This is a genomic window from Proteus sp. G2609, from assembly GCF_963896135.1.
Classification (GTDB): Bacteria; Pseudomonadota; Gammaproteobacteria; order Enterobacterales; family Enterobacteriaceae; genus Proteus; species Proteus mirabilis.
Genome location: NZ_CAWQNB010000041.1, coordinates 89344 through 106920 on the forward strand (window position 1 = coordinate 89344; position 17577 = coordinate 106920).

Sequence of the window (17577 nt, forward strand, 5' to 3'; positions counted from 1 at the left end):
TTATAAAGTCATTTTGCGACCAGAATGTTAACGTTAACTCTATTTATAACGTAGAAAATATTTACCATTATGTGATTTAACGCACTAAAGTTAACGTTAACATATAAGTTATGTGCGATAGATCGCTATTTGTATATCCCCATTAAACGAGGTTCTCCCTATACTCAACGCTATGCTCCTTTTATTTCTTATTCATTAGATATTTCACGTTTTAGTCAATATGGTTTACCATACCTTTTATCGCAGTTAAGCATTGCTAACAATTTGATATTTTTGACACTATCATCAATCAAACTTTGTCGTTATATCCATTGTTTAAACCCGATGCAACTCAATAGTGCAAGGTTTAATGCTTTAAAACTCATTTAAAAATCAATTAATTAAGCAGATAAATTACGGTAGGAAACCTTGTCAAATTCAGCTAACACCCCCACTTTCTATATCCATGACTACGAGACCTTTGGTACGCATCCTGCGATGGATCGCCCTGCGCAATTTGCCGGTGTCAGAACAGATATGGATTTTAATATCATTGAAGATCCTCTGGTCATTTATTGCAAACCGAATGATGATTACTTACCTCAGCCAGAAGCCGTCATGATAACGGGGATCACACCACAAATAGCACTAAAGAATGGTGTATCAGAAGCTGAATTTACTCGCCAAATTCATCAAGCCTTTAGCCAGCCTAATAGTTGTATTATGGGTTATAACAATTTACGCTTTGATGATGAAGTCACCAGAAATATCTTATACCGTAATTTTTATGATCCCTATGCCTATAGTTGGCAAAAAGGAAATTCACGTTGGGATTTACTTGATGTTTTACGTGCATGTTATGCATTGCGTCCTGAGGGAATTAATTGGCCTGAGAATGATGATGGCTTTCCGAGTTTTCGCCTTGAGCTATTAACTAAAGCAAATGGGATCTCCCACGAAAATGCGCATGATGCCATGTCAGACGTTTATGCAACTATTGCGATGGCAAAAAAACTCAAACAAGCGCAACCTCGTATGTTTGATTATTTCTTTAATTTACGTGATAAACGTAAAGTACAAGCACTGATTGATATCCCAACCATGACGCCGCTTGTGCATGTCTCTGGTATGTTTGGTGCAGCGCGTTCTAATTTAAGCCTTGTAGCTCCTTTAGCTTGGCATCCAGATAATCGTAATGCGGTGATTGTTTGTGATTTAGCTGCGGATATTTCCCCTTTATTAACCCTCACTTCAGAGCAATTGCGTGAGCGCTTATATACTCCTCGCAGTGAGTTATCTGCCGATGAGCCACCAGTTCCGATAAAATTACTGCATATTAATAAATGCCCTATCGTTGCACCTAAAAATACCCTCAGATCTCAAGATGCCGATAGAATTGGATTAGATATTGATAATTGTTTAAATAACCAAGCAATATTGCTGTCTAATCCAGAGATCCGCAATAAAGTCGTCGAGATTTTTGCTCAGCAAACACCATTTACCTCTGCAGATGATGTTGATGCTCAATTATACAATGGCTTTTTTAGCGATAATGATCGTAGCGCGATGGAAATTATTCGCTCAACACAGCCACAAAACTTACCAGCACTTAATTTAACTTTTGAAGATCCACGTATGGAGCCGCTGTTTTTCCGTTACCGTGCGAGAAACTTCCCAGCCACATTAACTTATGATGAACAACAACGTTGGTTAGCGCATAGAAAAGAGCAATTAACGCCAGAAAAGCTGACTGAATATATCAATACCATTCAGCTGTTAGCAGAAGAACATAGCGATAACGAAGAAAAGCTAAAACAACTGCAAGAGCTATATTTATATGCTCAAGAAATTGCGAGTTAATAACATCAGATAAGCAATTAAATTACGCAAAAGGCAGGTTTCCCTGCCTTTATTATGTTTAGCTGTCAGAGAATAAAAAACTTATTCTTTGTTTTCTATATGATTAACTTCAGCTTGATGATGATTATGCCCGCAACCACACTCTTCTCCCCAATATTTTAATTTGGAGGTTTTACCAATGCCTGGGTTCATGCTATTTGTCGGATCGTTATTTTTATAAAACGCTTTTAATTGCGGTTTTGCATAATAGAGATGCCCTACATTATGCTCTGCTGGATATTCCGCACCACGTTTGTCTAGTAAGGCTAACATCTGTGCTTTAAGCGCCTTAGCGTCAACACCTTTTTTAATAATATAATCTTGATGCATAACGTGACACATAAAGTGACCACAGTACAATTTATAGAGCAATTGGTTTTCTATTTCAGGAGGCAGTTTTTCAAACCAATCCCGATCATTACGACGCAATGCAATATCCAAAGGTAGCACATCTTCCACATCGTTAATATGAACGGCATGATAACGCACCGCAGCACCCGCGGCGGCAAAACGATGTAAAAAGGCTTTATTACCTTCTTCTTCTGTACATTCGAAATAATCCCCCGTGGCATGTTTAAAATATTCTTTTAAATAAGTTGAGGCTTCTTCTATACCACTATCCGCCATTCTTAGCATTAAATGATGCTCATATTTATCGCGATATTCTGTCATACGAGCAGGTAAATGAGCAGGCCATAACTTACTCATCAATTGCATTGTTCTATCAGTTAGATTCTTAGGTAAAAATGGCACTTTATTAAGAACAGCATCAACACGCCCTTTAATAGCAAATAATGCTGGCATCTTATCTGTACCTAACTTATCAATAATTAAAAAGGTATCTTTGCCATAAACTTCTGCCATCTTGTAGTAACTTCGATGCATATACTCACCCGCAACGGGTAATACCTTAAATTGACTGAGAATATGGCGACGGATATCTTCTAACTCATCAGGATCATTGGTCCCAATATAGAAAACTTGAGTGCGATGATCAGCAGGAAAAGTATCTAATCTCACGGCAAAAACAGAGAGCTTACCTGCGCTTCCCGCCGCTTCAAATAGACGTCTTTCGTCATTATTAAATCGAGATGGTGTATCTGCATCAATATCACGTACTCGCTCACTATATTCATGATCAGATGCCAGTTTATCCGTCGCATGAATTTGTTTCGCATGATAATGTCGATTATCCAGATTGGTTAATATCTCTTCCGGAGTGTCACCTAAATCAATTCCCAAATGGTTGATAAGCTCTGCTTCACCTTGTTCATTAACACGGGCGTAAAGTGATAACTCAGTATAAGCAGGACCCCGGCGCACTAATGCCCCCCCTGAGTTATTACAAATGCCTCCAATCACCGAAGCACCAATACAAGAAGAGCCTATCACTGAATGTGGCTCTCTTCCTAATGGCTTTAATACTTTTTCTAAGTGCCATAATGTACTGCCAGGAAAGGCAATAACTTGGTTATATTCAGAAAGAACTTGTATTTTATCTTGGCGCAAGGTACTGATGATAACAATATCACGATCATAGTCATCACCACTGGGGGTTGAACCTTCTGTTAACCCGGTATTTGCCGCTTGCATAATAATAATTTTATCGGCTTCAACACAGGTTTTAAAAATACGCCACTGTTCTAATAAAGAGCCGGGGAATACCACTGCCAGTGCTTTTCCCTGTCCGGAACGAAACCCTTTACGATATCGCTCTGTTTTATGCTCTTGGGTTAATACATGTTTTTTACCGACAATACCTTCTAACTTACGAATAAAATGCTGGTTTGTGGAGCTGCTACTCTCATTCATTGTCCCTATCCTATTCCTGTCTTGTCTGATTTTTCTATTTATCACAGTTTAATTTTTATTTAAAAATAATGAGATAAAAAGAAATGTATTATCAATATAACCACTTTTATACCATTGTGAGCAAGTTAATCACAATAAATTAGCCACTAGTTTGATAAAATAATTATAGCTACCATTAATAAAACGCTTTTTACAAAGCGTATTTATCATTCCATGATTAAATATTCTCTTTCATTAATTTCTCTATTGCTAATTTATTCCATGCTTGGCAACTACGGCTTTGGTAACTATTTTGATTGGTGGCTAAAGCTAATTGATAAGATAACCTAGGGGAAGTAATGGGAATAACCACTAAATCATCGATAGGATATTTATTACACATGCTATTAGGCAACAGTGTGATCCCGACACCGGCTTTAACCATTGCAATAATTAAATCTAAATGATTACTTCTCCCCACAATTTGTGGTTCAGTGTTATAAATCCCACAAGCACTACGTACCAAATCATTAATACGAAAATCTTCTGAAAAAAAGATAAACCGCTCTGTAATAAGCTGTTTAAAATTAACCTTCTTATCTTTAGCCAAAGGATGGGATTGTGCTACTAATAACATCAAGTGATCTTCTGAAAAAATGGTTAATTCAAAATCTTTATCATTAAAAGGTAACATCACTGCAGCGGTTTCTACCGTGCCTTCTAACATTGCATCTTCCATCTGTTTGGTGCCCAGCTCAAAAATTTTAAGTTCAACATTGGGATGGCGAGAGCTAAACGCCATGATAATATCAGCAAAATAGGTTGAGGCTATAACAGGAGGTAATCCGACATTTAAGGCGCCTGTTAAAGGTTCATCTTTATCATTTAATGCTTTATTCATACTATTAAATTGAGCGAGGATCTGCTTTGCATGCTCATATAAAATAGCACCGTCATCAGTTAATTTTACCCCATCCACTTCTCTTATTAATAAAACAGTGCCTAATTCATCCTCTAATTTTTTAATGCTACGACTAATGGCTGGTTGTGTAATAAATAAAGCATCAGCGGCTCGGCTAAATCCATTTAATTGAACAACTTCAATAAAATAGCGTAAAACACGAATATCCATAAATAATTTTTACCTTATTACTTTTGGTTATACCCCCAATAATAATAAACCATTTCCTTAAAAACAAAATTAGCGATAGAACATTAAGCATAATGTAAGAACTTTACTATCATTTAGTAGATTATTATTTCAGATTTTCTGGAGATTATATGACAAACACAGTTATTAAGTACGTTTTAGACCGATTATATGATTTAGGTATCAAAGATATTTTTGGTGTTGCTGGTGATTACGCCTTCCCTATTGAAGACACTGTTTGCAACAACCAACAACAACGTTGGATTGGTAACTGTAATGAATTAAATGCGGCATATGCTGCAGATGGCTATGCTCGAATTAAAGGAATGGCGGCATTATCCACCACCTTTGGTGTAGGTGAATTAAGCGCGATTAACGCTATTGCCGGTGCCTATGCCGAAAATTTACCGATTTTCCATTTAGTTGGCATGCCAGCAAGTGGCGTACAAAAAAGTAAACGTCTTGTGCATCATACTTTAGGTAATGGTGATTTTGATGTTTTTTATCAGATTGCTCAGCGCCTTGCTTGCGCTCATACTATTTTAACACCCGAAAATTGTGTGGAAGAAATGGAGCGCGTAATAGAAGCAGCATTAAAAGAGCGTCGTCCTGTTTATATTGGTATACCTTCAGATTATGCTAATAGCCAAGTAGTAGCGCCGTTATCTGTTACCGCACCACAAAAGCCAACAAGTGATAAAGCAACATTAGAAAAAGCAGTATCAGCAATCATTGAGAAACTCACCCACAGCAATAATGTCTGTGTATTACCAGGCTTTTTATCTGCACGTTTAGGGTTAACAGATAAAATCCAGCATTTTATTGATAAAACAGGTTTACCTTATGCCACTATGTTTATGGATAAAAGCATATTAAGTGAATCTAACACTCAATATGTTGGTATGTATGACGGACAATTAATGACACCAGAGGTCAGAGAATTTGTCGAAAGTAGTGAATATATATTAGGGATCGGTACATTACTGACTGACTTTAATACAGGCAGTTTCACTGCTAATATAAAATCAGAACAATTTATCAGTATCATGCCAGACTATGTTGAAATTGATTCTGTGATCTACTCCTGCGTTTATATGACAGATATTCTTTCTGAATTAACCCAACGACTGCCGAATAAAACTTATCATAAAATAACAGCGAAAGGATTAGGTGAAGCGGTTACATCTGATAATAATAAAATTACAGCACAATATCTCTATCCTCGTTTAGAACAATTCTTTAAGCCTAATGATATTATTATTGCAGAAACAGGAACCTCATCCATGGGATTAGGCTTCGCTTTATTACCTGAAGGTGCACAATTTCATAATCAAACACTATGGGGCTCTATTGGTTGGGCAACACCGGCTGCATTAGGCGCTGCGTTAGCGGCACCAGAAAAACGCATTATTTTAATTACCGGTGAAGGCTCTCATCAATTAACAGTACAAGAAATTAGTCAATTTGTTCGTTTCGGTTTAAAACCTATTATTCTAGTATTAAATAACGATGGTTATTTAATAGAGAGATTATTATGTGATTACCCCGAAGCTTATTATAATGATTTAGCTCAGTGGAACTATCATCAGTTACCGCAAGCCTTTGGTGCAACAGATTGGTATAGTGAAAAAGTAACTACAGCAAGTGGACTAGATAATGCGTTAAATAAAGCCGCACTAACAAATAGCGCATCTTATATTGAGATAGTCACAGAGCGATATGAGGCCTCTGAATTAGCGCAAAAATTAAAAGAATCAAAAAGTTCATTATATTCATTCTAAAATGAATAAGTAGAATAACTAATTAAGCATCTAACAGTACAAAATAGATAAAGCTTAGCTAATTTGCTTAATAAATAAGGTATAATTTAAATCATCGGCATACTCTAATTTTTATTTTTAATATAGAGAATATGCCGATATTTTTTACTACATGGATCACACTATATTCAAACTATCATATAATGTTAGTAAAAATAATAAAAAAACTCTGAATAAATTACTGCAAAACAATTTAGAAAATATCTCTAATATAATAATGCCTGTCATAAAAACTAAACATAGCTAATATAAATTAGCTCTCAATTTTTTAGAGATTATGGCTTATTTTATGAAAAATATCGTAATACCTACCTCGTTAAGCTGCTTTTTTTTACTTTTTTCCCATTCAACATGGTCTGAAACCAATATTTCACAAACCAAACAACGAATTATCGACCAACGTAATTATTGGTTAGATGAGATCAAAAATGGTGTTATCACAACTAGCCCTCAAAAAGGATCGAGAACCGCCGAATTAGATAGAATAATCAGTAATAATTATCAAGCCATTACCGGCAAACGTAGAGAACTTGCCGAAGCGGATAAATCACAGTCTCATACTTATGTGTTGAATACCTATGCTAATATTTTATTTGATGATAAGGCTAAATCGATCAACTTTAGCGATATTCAAGCTTATCAAGATCTCAATAAATTACATAGCACAGGCACCTATGCTTATGATACAAATAAAAAAAGAGTACGCTCGATAGATTTTATCTTAAAAGAACTTTTTTTACGTGGCCGACCTTATCAAGTACTTGATAAAGAAGGTCATTATCTTGATAACTACACCACTATAACAGGCTCATCTTATCCCAGTGGTCATACGTGGAACGGATACAAACAAGCTGCAGTGTTATCCATCTTATTCCCTGAAAAGGGCAGTGAAATGTTTGCCAGAGCAATAGAATATGGTGAAAGTCGAGTTATTGTCGGGGCACACTTCGCAACAGATACCATCGCCTCCAGAATAGGCAATTATTACCTGCTGTCACAAATGCTTGCAGATGATGACACCACCCGCACTTTTGTAGAGCTTGCCAAAGAAGTCCGCCAAAATGTTGCTAGCCAATGCAAAAATCAACATTGCTTAACGACCTCGACAACAATCACTAACGATGAAACAGGTTATTACGCAACCAAAGATCCAGAGCCTGCACCACGCATTACCCCTAATGAAATACCAACATCTGCCAACGCTTTACTGCGTTTACGCTTTGCCTATTTAACCAGAGAGCAACGACAATCTATCTTAGCGAGTACCACCTACCCGAGTAATTCATTGGCTGGCTGGGCTGCAAACAAAGATGATCCAAACGCCAATTGGGGATTAATTAATCTCCCAAAAGCCTATAATGGCCCTAGTTATTTCTACAATCATTTTATTGTTAATCAAATAACTAATGAATTTGACTTTGCTGAATTTGGTCAACTTGATGAATGGAAAAATGATATTAGTGGGCCTGGCAAATTAATCAAACAAGGTAATGGCACCTTGATCTTATCAGGCAATAACCATTTTGCTGGCGTTGAAGTTAATCAGGGTCATTTACTGCTCACTGGTGAAAACCACTATGCAAAAAATTCTTCCATTAATGGTGGTACATTGCTTCTTGAAGGAACACTAAACACTTTACTAGATGTCAACAAAGGAGCATTGCTATTAAATGGTGGGAGCGTTGATTCTCAAGTCAATATCAATAACAAAGGGATACTTTCTGGTAAAGGAAAAATTAATAAGCTGGCCGTTTATTCAGGAGGCATCGTATCACCGGGTCATTCAATAGGTACAATTAATATAGATGATACTGTTATTTTTAATTCTGGTAGCAACTACCATGTTGAAATAAATTCACAAGGTGATAGCGATAAAATAATCAGTTTGGGTACCGCGACACTGAATGGTGGAATGGTTAATGTATCGCTTGAAAATAGCCAAAATCTGCTAACAAAAGATGATGTTCAAAGTTTATATAACACAAAATATACCATTTTAACGGCAGATCACGGTATTAATGGTCAATTTACTGATGTAAATCCAAACTATCTTTTTTTAGGTACCACACTGTCCTACGATAAAAATTCAGTAATACTAAATGTCGGAAGAAATAACACCGCCTTTTCAAGTGTGGCTAAAACAAAAAACCAACTATCAATCGCCAATGCGATAGACGCATTACCCTTGGGACATCCTATTTATGAAAGCATTATAAGAATGGATACAGGGAATGATGCCCGCTCTGCCTATAATCAATTAACAGGTCAAATTCATGCGGATATCTTATCTAACCAACTCAACAATAGCCGGCAAATAAAAGAAACACTCCTCTCTCAGATTAAAAATGCAGAAATAATTAATAGAGAGAAAGAAAGTGCAGGTAACAAAGGTCATGTTTGGGCTAAAATTCTCTCTAATTGGGAAAAGACTTCCAATGATGGCAATGCAAATAGCTATGATGCTTCCACCTATGGCGTACTATTAGGTGCAGATCAGCGGGTTAGTCACGATAAAATGCTGCTTGGTATTGCAACAGGGGTCACCAAAACCTCACTATCTGGTGATAACAGTCACGCAAATAGCGAAAATTACCACTTATCACTCTATGGTGGCTATGATTTTGACACAATCGTGTTACGTGCTGGTGCATCTAATACCTTTCATCGTATCCATACAACAAAATCGGTCAACTATGGTGTACAGTCAGATAAAAATAAGGCGAATTACAATGGGAACACTAGCCAAATTTTTATTGAAGCAGCTTATCCCATCACCCTCTCTGATACACAATTAGAGCCTTTTGTTAATTTTGAATATGCCAAAACAAAAAACGCCACCATTAACGAGCAAGGTGGACGAGCAGCCTTACAAGCCCATTCGCAAACTCTAGAGTCAACCACCTCCACTACAGGGCTACGTTTAAATAACCAATGGAAATTTAACAGTAAATCAAGGGGTTCTCTCTATGGTGAGCTAGGCTGGAGACACCAATATAACGATGTAGAACGAGGGATCCATTTACGCTTCACACAAACCCAGCCTACATTTATAGCAAATAGTGTTGATGCTGCTCGAGATGCACTGGTGGTAAAAGCTGGAACGACTATCCAAATTAATGAGACATCAAAAGTCTCAATTGGATACAGCGGACTAGCGGCAAGAAATCAGCACGATAATGGTATTGATATGAAACTCTCTATCGCGTTCTAACTATAAACAAAAAATGGCCTCACTAATGAGGCCATTTTTAAACAATCAACACACTAAATACAATGTTATTTCTCTGGCATTTGAGGCATAGGTCGACGGAATCGACGAGTGATCCACACCATATAAAGTATACCAATTGCCCCCCAAATCAGTCCTAATTCCATAGAGCCTGGTTCAAGGTTTACCCACAGTACCCCCATTGTCGCGGCACCAATAATCGGTAATATAAGATAGTTAATATGATCCATTAACCCTTTATTACGACGCTCACGAATGTAGAACTGCGAAATAACAGATAAATTGACAAAGGTAAATGCCACTAACGCACCAAAGTTAATTAACGCTGTAGCAGTGACTAAATCAAAAAAGATCGCCCCTAGCGCTAAAAAGCCAACTAACAGTACGTTAAATGCCGGTGTACGCCATTTAGGATGAACATAACCAAACGCTTTCTCAGGGAATACACCATCACGTCCCATCACATACAGCAGACGCGCAACACCTGCGTGAGCCGCCATACCCGATGCTAATACCGTCACACAAGAAAACACTAAGATAATAGACTGGAACAAGGCTCCTGCTACATACAGCATAATCTCAGGTTGTGACTCTTCTGGATTTTTAAAACGTGAAATATCTGGGAAATATAATTGTAAAAAATAAGAAACAGCGATAAAAATTAAACCACCGATTAACGCAGTTAAGAAAATCGCTTTTGGTATCACATTACCAGCATTAGGTGTTTCTTCAGATAAGGTACTAATGCCATCAAACCCTAAGAACGAGAAGCACAAAATTGTCGCGCCGGTTATCATTGGGATTAATTCGGCATCTACTGACGCAAATGGACGGAAAGTCCATAACTCCCCTGTACCTTCGCCGTTATATACGCCATGAATTAATAAACCAACAAATACCACCATTACAGCTACTTGAATAACAACAATAACGGTATTTAAGTTAGCCACAACGTTAATTCCGCGTAGATTAAAAAATGTCATTAACGCGACTAACGCAACAACAAAGATCCACGGATCTACGCCTGGGAATATGGCTTGTAAATAAATTTTAGCCAATAAGATATTTATCATTGGCATAAATAAGTAGTCTAATAATGAAGACCACCCAACCATAAAACCAACATGTGGGCTCATGGATTTTTGTGCATAAGTATAAGCAGAGCCTGCTGAAGGGAAACGCTTGACTAATTTCCCGTAGCTCACTGCGGTAAATAAAATAGCGGTTAACGCAATAGCATATGATGTTGCCACATGACCATTGGTTATGCCTGATACAATACCGAAAGTATCAAAAATCGTCATAGGTTGTAAAAATGCCAACCCCATCATGACGACTTGCATTAGCGTCAATGTTTTGCGTAATTGAACACGGTTATTAACACCAGTTTGATTGGTGCCGATAGAGGAGATGACATTATCTGACATGAGCGAACCCTCCCATAACTTCGAACTGAGTACTTGATAAACTCAACCGACAGTTACTGGGAAGACTTCGCATCTGTCTATAAACAGAATAGAAAGAAGTTTTTGAGGACAGGAGTGAGTTTAGGAGACGCCGTGCTCCGTAGTCATCATTACCGCAGGTGCCGTTAGGCCCGACTGCGAAAGAGAATAATTGTACCATATTAGCATTCCTCTATCACGACAACCCTTTCTCTAAGGGGCTGGCTGCTAATCAAATTATGTTATCTATTCAGACTAAAATAAGTCTGACCTCTTGGTGTAGTAATAAGTAAAAAGCAAAAAAAAACCGATGCAGTTAAAACGCATCAGTCATATTTTTAGTGGGCGCATTTTGCACGTCTCAGACTTAAATAGCAATAGATTTTCATCAAAAAACCACCTTTTTTTACGATCTTTTTAAATAGCAAACTAAGTTAGCCTTTACTGTCACATTTCATTGACAATATTTGCGTTTTTATCACAAAGCCTAACTTTGAGATATAGCCTATTGTCGTTTGGTATTAAACAACAAAAATCATTAATACATTAACAATCAAAAAGTTAATTAATTCTGCATGTTATATACAACAATACCAACCAAAATAAAGCATCAATGATACATAAACAAATCTAATGTAAATTAATTGCTTCTTTCACGCTATAAAGACTAAAAAAGATACAGCCAACTGAAATACCATTATTTTTCAACAAGCCATATAGAGTAATCAAAAACGATTTTCAGTAATAAGAAAAAAAGATTAAGTATTCAGTAAAGATAGTCAGTGGTTAAAACAAATGAACCTTATTTTTAGGTGATTCATTAAACTAAATATAAATGCCTATTATGCATTTTGCCAGTATTGGCTTTAATTAAATAACAAAAAAAGCTCCACATAATGTGGAGCTTGATTGACACACACTGAGGGATAAAACTAGAAGTTGTAGTTTAATCCGATGTTATAACGACGGCCTTCTAAGGTTGAACCGTAATTATCTCTTTCGATGCGACGATCAAAAACATTATAGACGCCACCGATCAGATTTAGTTGCTTCGTTAGACTATAGCTAGTACCTACATCAACAAAGGCGTATGAAGGTGTGCTCTTAGACATTGAAGTACGTGATAAATATTCTGATGTCTTACCACGGAAATTAATGCGTGCCCAAGTTTCCATTTCAGGGGTGGTTTCCCAATTTAAGGTCGCATTCGCCATATGGCGCGGTTGCTTATTCAGAGGCTTACCTTTGAAATCGCCACTCTTTTGTTCCGTATCTGTAAACGTGTAGTTTGCTGCTAAATTCCATTCTGGGGAAATAATCCAGTTAGCAGTAACTTCAACACCGCGCATATTGGCTTTATCAACGTTAGTTCTATCACTTACAAAATCATAAGGGTCGCCACTATTACCAACACCATCAGCTAATGTACAATCGCGCATACCCGGTGCTTTGTCTGAACGACTATCGCAACGACGAACTTCTGTTATTTTATCTTTAAAATCAGTATTATAAATCGTCAAACTTGCCGTTAAGTTATCACGATTATCCCAAATAATACCAATTTCCTCTGTCACCGACTTTTCTGGTTTTAAGTCAGGATTACCGTAAATAACTGCATCATAACGACCACCGCCAGTCCCTTGTCCCCAAGTAGCTGTCGCTTGACGTAAATCCGGTGAACGATATCCAGTAGATACCCCACCTTTTAATGTCCATTCATCAGCTAAATGCCAAACACCATAAACTCGCGGTGTCCAGTGAGTACCAAAGTTTTCATCTTTATCCATCCGTAAACCGGCGGTTAAAGCGAAGTCGTTTGTCAATGTCCACTCATCTTCAGCAAACAGCGCCCAACTATAGCGATCTAGCTTATTATTACCTTTAAGCTTATTGCCTTCATCTTTCAGCTCTTCATAGCGATATTGACCGCCGACACTTAACATATGATCACCAAACATAAAGACGGTTTGGTTACGAACAGTTGTATCATCATAATCCATTTTACGTGATGGATTGCGGCTTTCATCGCGCTGAACATAGGTATTCATAGTACCAAAATCATAAATACCATCATGGGTTAAGGCATAATGCGTTAACTCATAATCAGTAAAGCTACTTTGTGGTTTTTTCCCTTTAACAAGTTCAGCTGATTTTGAATAGCCAACACGTGAATCACGATGTTGATTATCTTTTTTAAATTCAAATTCAACGGTATTTTTCTCATCTGGTGTCCAGCTTAATGTACCGCCACCACTTGCCGTGATCTGACGGTTATAGCCATCAACACGTCTATCTTCACCGCGGTGAGAATATTGCCCTTGCAGCTTTAGACCTAACACATTATCAATCAATGGACCTGCAGCATAGAAACTACCTTGTCCTGTATTTCCTTCATTTTTACGCTCAGTCAACGTTGTGTCACCACGTAAACTAAAGTTCCATTCTTTTTGCGCTTTACGCGTAATAATATTGATAACGCCTCCCATGGCATCAGAGCCATATAAAGAAGACATTGGGCCTCTTACTACCTCAATACGCTCAATCGCGGGTAAAGGCGGTAACCAACCTTGTTCAATACCTGAGTTATCACTATTAGGACGCGTTTCACGAGATGCAACACGCTTACCATCGACTAAGATCATGGTATACTTAGGATCCATACCACGAATACTAATATCAGAGCTACTACCGCCCCCTGTCACTAGCACCCCCGGAACATCTTTTAGCGCATCAGTTACATCACGATATGATTTTGTTTCTAATTGTTCACGAGTTACAACTGAAACAGAAGCTGGAGCATCTTCAACAGTCTGTTTAAATCCCGAAGCGGTTGTCACCAGTAACCTTTCAGGATCTTCTGCGGAAGCTGTCATCACAAAACTTGATGCAAGAGCAGCAACAACGCCAAGCGCAATTTTATTTTTCTTTAACACTACCATTCCCGATTCTCCAAGAATATATATTCTTTAAGTTTTATATAGATGGACAGATCGACAGTTGCTCAACAATGAAGGTAATTAATTTAATTACCCTTAGTTATTTTGATATTATTTTTATATCCCTATTGACTAAATTCCTATACTTCTGCTGTTATTGTTTTATGCTTCTATAAGATTTTTATCACTCAAATAATTTGACATATAAATTTTCTTTTAAAACAATGTGTTAATAAAATCCTATTAATAGTGACAATATATTTATCAGGCTTGTCTGTAGATTAATCAAACAAATATATACCTACATCTATTTGCATGTTGCTATTGATTTTCTATCCAGCTGTTTTATTAACAGATAAATATGCCAAAGTTTAACCTGATAATTTATTCATCACTTTTTTGCATTAAAATTGATTAATTGAGAATAATGTGTCAAATAAGAAGAAAATTCGCTTAATTGATATAATACTCGATATTCAATATATGACTTCTTATACAACGATGCGTTATTAGATGAGCTAAAAATCGCTCTAGAGAGTGGATGATGACGCTTTACATACATCAGATCTATTTTCTATAACCAATAACACTGTCGTCACATTATTATGCAATAAATTGTTTGCTAACAATAAAGCAAATAAGAATACTTATCAATGCGATTGCGAATATAAATTAGAATTTTCTCTTATTTGTGTAATTATTAGTCATAGAATAGAAAAAGAGCCGGCTAAATTGTGATAAAGTTCACAAATTAGCCGGCTCTCTATTTAGTGATAAAACTAACTATTTTTTGTTTTCAATATGCTCAGGAAACTGCATTTCACTGTAACGAATAAAACGTGTTTTCTTCACTATTTTATAGGTAAACCAAATCAGCAGGAATAATGGGATCCCAATATAGGTTGCCACAACACCATACCAGTCAATAGTATCTTCTAAAAATGCCTGATAGTTTTGACCTAATGTAATAATTAAACAGAGAATAAAGGCAAAAATAGGTCCTACAGGGAAGAAGCCTGAACGATACGGCAATTCATTCAGATCACGACCTTGTGCTACATAACCTCGACGAAAACGGTAATGACTGATTGCAATACCTAACCAAGCAATAAATCCTGTCATACCTGATGTATTTAATAACCATAAATAAACCGTTTGGTTACCATACATTGAGCTTAAAAAGCATAAACCCGCAACCACTGTTGTTGCATAAAGTGCATTACGTGGAACACCGTTTTTGGATAATTTACCAAAAAATTTCGGCGCTTTACCTTCTCTTGCTAAGGTAAATAACATACGCGTAGATGCATACATACCGGAGTTTCCTGCCGAAAGCACCGCCGTTAAAATAACTGCGTTCATGATAGCAGCAGCGGAAAGTAACCCTGCATTTTTAAATACCAGTGTAAACGGACTCACACTGATGTCACCCACATCATTACGTAGCAAGTTAGGATCGGTATAAGGAATGATTAAACTGATAATTAAGATAGCTAGGATATAAAACAGTAAAATACGCCAAAAAACTTTACGTACTGCTTTAGGAATATTTTTCGCAGGATCTTTCGACTCCCCCGCTGCGATACCGATAAGTTCAGTTCCTTGGAAAGAGAACCCAACAATCATCGCTACCCCTATCATGGCGGCAAAACCACCAGCAAAAGGCGCATCGCCGATTTCCCAGTTGTGCCAACCTGCATTTTCAGCGCCTTTCATAATACCGGTGATCATCGCAATACCCACCGCAATAAAAATAATCACGGTCGATACTTTAATTAATGAAAACCAATATTCAGCTTCACCAAATCCCTTTACAGAAATATAGTTAAGCAAGAAAATAACGGCTAAAAATAACGCACTCCAAATCCAACCATCCACATCAGGGAACCAATACAGCATCACGAGCTGCGCGGCGACTAAGTCAACTGCAATCGTCACAGCCCAGTTGTACCAGTAGTTCCAGCCTAGTGCGAAACCAAATCCTTCATCAACATATTTAGAGCCATAGGTTGAAAAAGATCCGGAAACAGGCATAAATGCCGCTAACTCTCCAAGGCTGGTCATAAGGAAATAGACCATAAGTCCTATTAATGCGTAAGAGAGTAATGCGCCCCCAGGCCCTGCTTGAGCAACAGTTGCACCTGATGCGACAAAAAGCCCTGTACCAATTGAACCACCAATAGCGATCATCGCTAAATGTCGCGCCTTTAATTCTCGACGCAAAGTGCGTACCGCACCCGATTTTGCGGTATCTGTTTGTTGTTCTGACATTATCATTCCACGGTTATATTCATATTCCTAGCATCAATTGTAACAAATCTGGCTGTGGTGAATAGCAAGGATCTAGGATTATAAGATACCTTCATAATCGGGCTTCAATTATTAGTAACTTATCAAGCGTTGTCGATTAAATGTTCAGCATTACAATATGAAAGTAATTTTTTGAGGGCATCAGAGACATGTTTTTGGCGATGATAGACCAAATATAAAGTACGTTGTAATTTTAGACCTTCGACCTTTATCTCTTTTAAAGAGCCACTCTCTATTTGATCTTGGATCACTCGGCGAGATAAACAACTAATCCCCATTTCATACATTACAGCATGTTTTATCGCTTCTGAATTACCTAATTCCATTTCGATTCGATATCCGGGTAATGAAGCAAACAGCAGATGATTGAGTACATCTCGCGTCCCAGAACCGTTTTCACGTAGGATCCACGGCGCGGATTGAAGATCGGCTAATGTCACTGTTTTCGCCTTAGCTAAAGGATGTTCAGGGGAACAAAATATGACCATTTCATCCAGTAGCCATTTTTGGCTGATCAATTCAGAGCTTTGGCAAGCCCCTTCAATAAGGCCTAAATCAACACGGAATTCACTGACTGATTTGACGACTTCTTCCGTATTGCCAATACTCATTTCAAGTGGAATATCGGGGTAGTTACGATGAAAATTACCCAACATTTGTGGCAAAATATAATTACCAATAGTGGTGCTTGCAGCAATACGTAAAGCACCATTTCCGGCTTGAAATAACTGCTCTACTTCAGTAGCACGCTCAAGTAAAGAGAGTGCCCTTGGATATAATAATCGCCCGTGTTCATTAGTCACTAAGCGCTTCCCCACTCTATCGAAAAGTTGTACTCCTAACTGATTTTCTAGATCAGTTAAAGAAGCACTCACAGCGGATTGAGATAATGCCAACTGTTGTGAAGCCTGTGTTGTAGAACCACTTTTAAGTACTTCAGTAAATACTTCCAGTTGTCGCAATGTAATACGCATGTCCATCCCACCTTTTAGCTGTCATAGTAATAACATACTATCCA

The 17577-nt window shown here is 37.5% G+C and carries 10 protein-coding genes; 3 read left to right on the top strand and 7 right to left on the bottom strand.

What is annotated here, in order from left to right; translation table 11 throughout:
• The first annotated feature begins 408 nt into the window (after nt 1–408).
• Nucleotides 409–1839, top strand: a complete 1431-nt coding sequence (sbcB, locus tag AACV01_RS15725) for an exodeoxyribonuclease I (RefSeq protein WP_161683211.1) — start codon at nt 409–411, stop codon at nt 1837–1839.
• An 81-nt stretch (nt 1840–1920) separates the two neighbouring features.
• Here the strand turns inward: sbcB and dld are convergent, their stop codons facing one another.
• Together dld and AACV01_RS15735 are read right to left on the bottom strand one after the other, a co-directional pair.
• Complete coding sequence (dld, locus tag AACV01_RS15730) at nt 1921–3690, bottom strand: D-lactate dehydrogenase (protein WP_161683213.1); 1770 nt, start codon at nt 3688–3690, stop codon at nt 1921–1923.
• A gap of 217 nt (nt 3691–3907) precedes the next feature.
• Complete coding sequence (locus AACV01_RS15735) at nt 3908–4801, bottom strand: LysR family transcriptional regulator (protein WP_004247816.1); 894 nt, start codon at nt 4799–4801, stop codon at nt 3908–3910.
• A 149-nt stretch (nt 4802–4950) separates the two neighbouring features.
• On the opposite strand from AACV01_RS15735, the gene AACV01_RS15740 reads away from it, so the two are divergent.
• Together AACV01_RS15740 and AACV01_RS15745 are read left to right on the top strand one after the other, a co-directional pair.
• Complete coding sequence (locus AACV01_RS15740) at nt 4951–6600, top strand: alpha-keto acid decarboxylase family protein (RefSeq protein WP_161683215.1); 1650 nt, start codon at nt 4951–4953, stop codon at nt 6598–6600.
• A 316-nt stretch (nt 6601–6916) separates the two neighbouring features.
• Nucleotides 6917–9850 carry an autotransporter domain-containing protein gene (locus tag AACV01_RS15745; RefSeq protein ID WP_161683217.1) on the top strand — a complete coding sequence of 978 codons (2934 nt, stop codon included), beginning with the start codon at nt 6917–6919 and terminating at the stop codon, nt 9848–9850.
• A 65-nt stretch (nt 9851–9915) separates the two neighbouring features.
• Here the strand turns inward: AACV01_RS15745 and AACV01_RS15750 are convergent, their stop codons facing one another.
• The 5 genes from AACV01_RS15750 to yieE all read right to left on the bottom strand — a co-directional run bounded on the left by AACV01_RS15750 (nt 9916) and on the right by yieE (nt 17533).
• A complete protein-coding gene (locus AACV01_RS15750) occupies nt 9916–11295 on the bottom strand; it encodes an APC family permease (RefSeq protein WP_004247065.1) in 1380 nt (459 codons plus the stop codon).
• Complete coding sequence (locus AACV01_RS15755; RefSeq protein WP_017628390.1) at nt 11285–11494, bottom strand: hypothetical protein; 210 nt, start codon at nt 11492–11494, stop codon at nt 11285–11287. The genes AACV01_RS15750 and AACV01_RS15755 overlap by 11 nt, the downstream gene beginning before the upstream one ends.
• 751 nt (nt 11495–12245) lie before the next feature.
• The gene (locus AACV01_RS15760) at nt 12246–14252 is read right to left on the bottom strand and encodes a ligand-gated channel protein (RefSeq protein ID WP_063215319.1); all 2007 of its coding nucleotides are present in this window, start codon (nt 14250–14252) and stop codon (nt 12246–12248) included.
• A 780-nt stretch (nt 14253–15032) separates the two neighbouring features.
• The gene (locus AACV01_RS15765) at nt 15033–16520 is read right to left on the bottom strand and encodes an amino acid permease (protein WP_004247812.1); all 1488 of its coding nucleotides are present in this window, start codon (nt 16518–16520) and stop codon (nt 15033–15035) included.
• 122 nt (nt 16521–16642) lie between these two features.
• Nucleotides 16643–17533 (bottom strand): DNA-binding transcriptional regulator YeiE, encoded by an 891-nt coding sequence (gene yieE, locus AACV01_RS15770; protein WP_004247811.1) that lies wholly within the window; start codon nt 17531–17533, stop codon nt 16643–16645.
• Nucleotides 17534–17577: the final 44 nt, after the last annotated feature.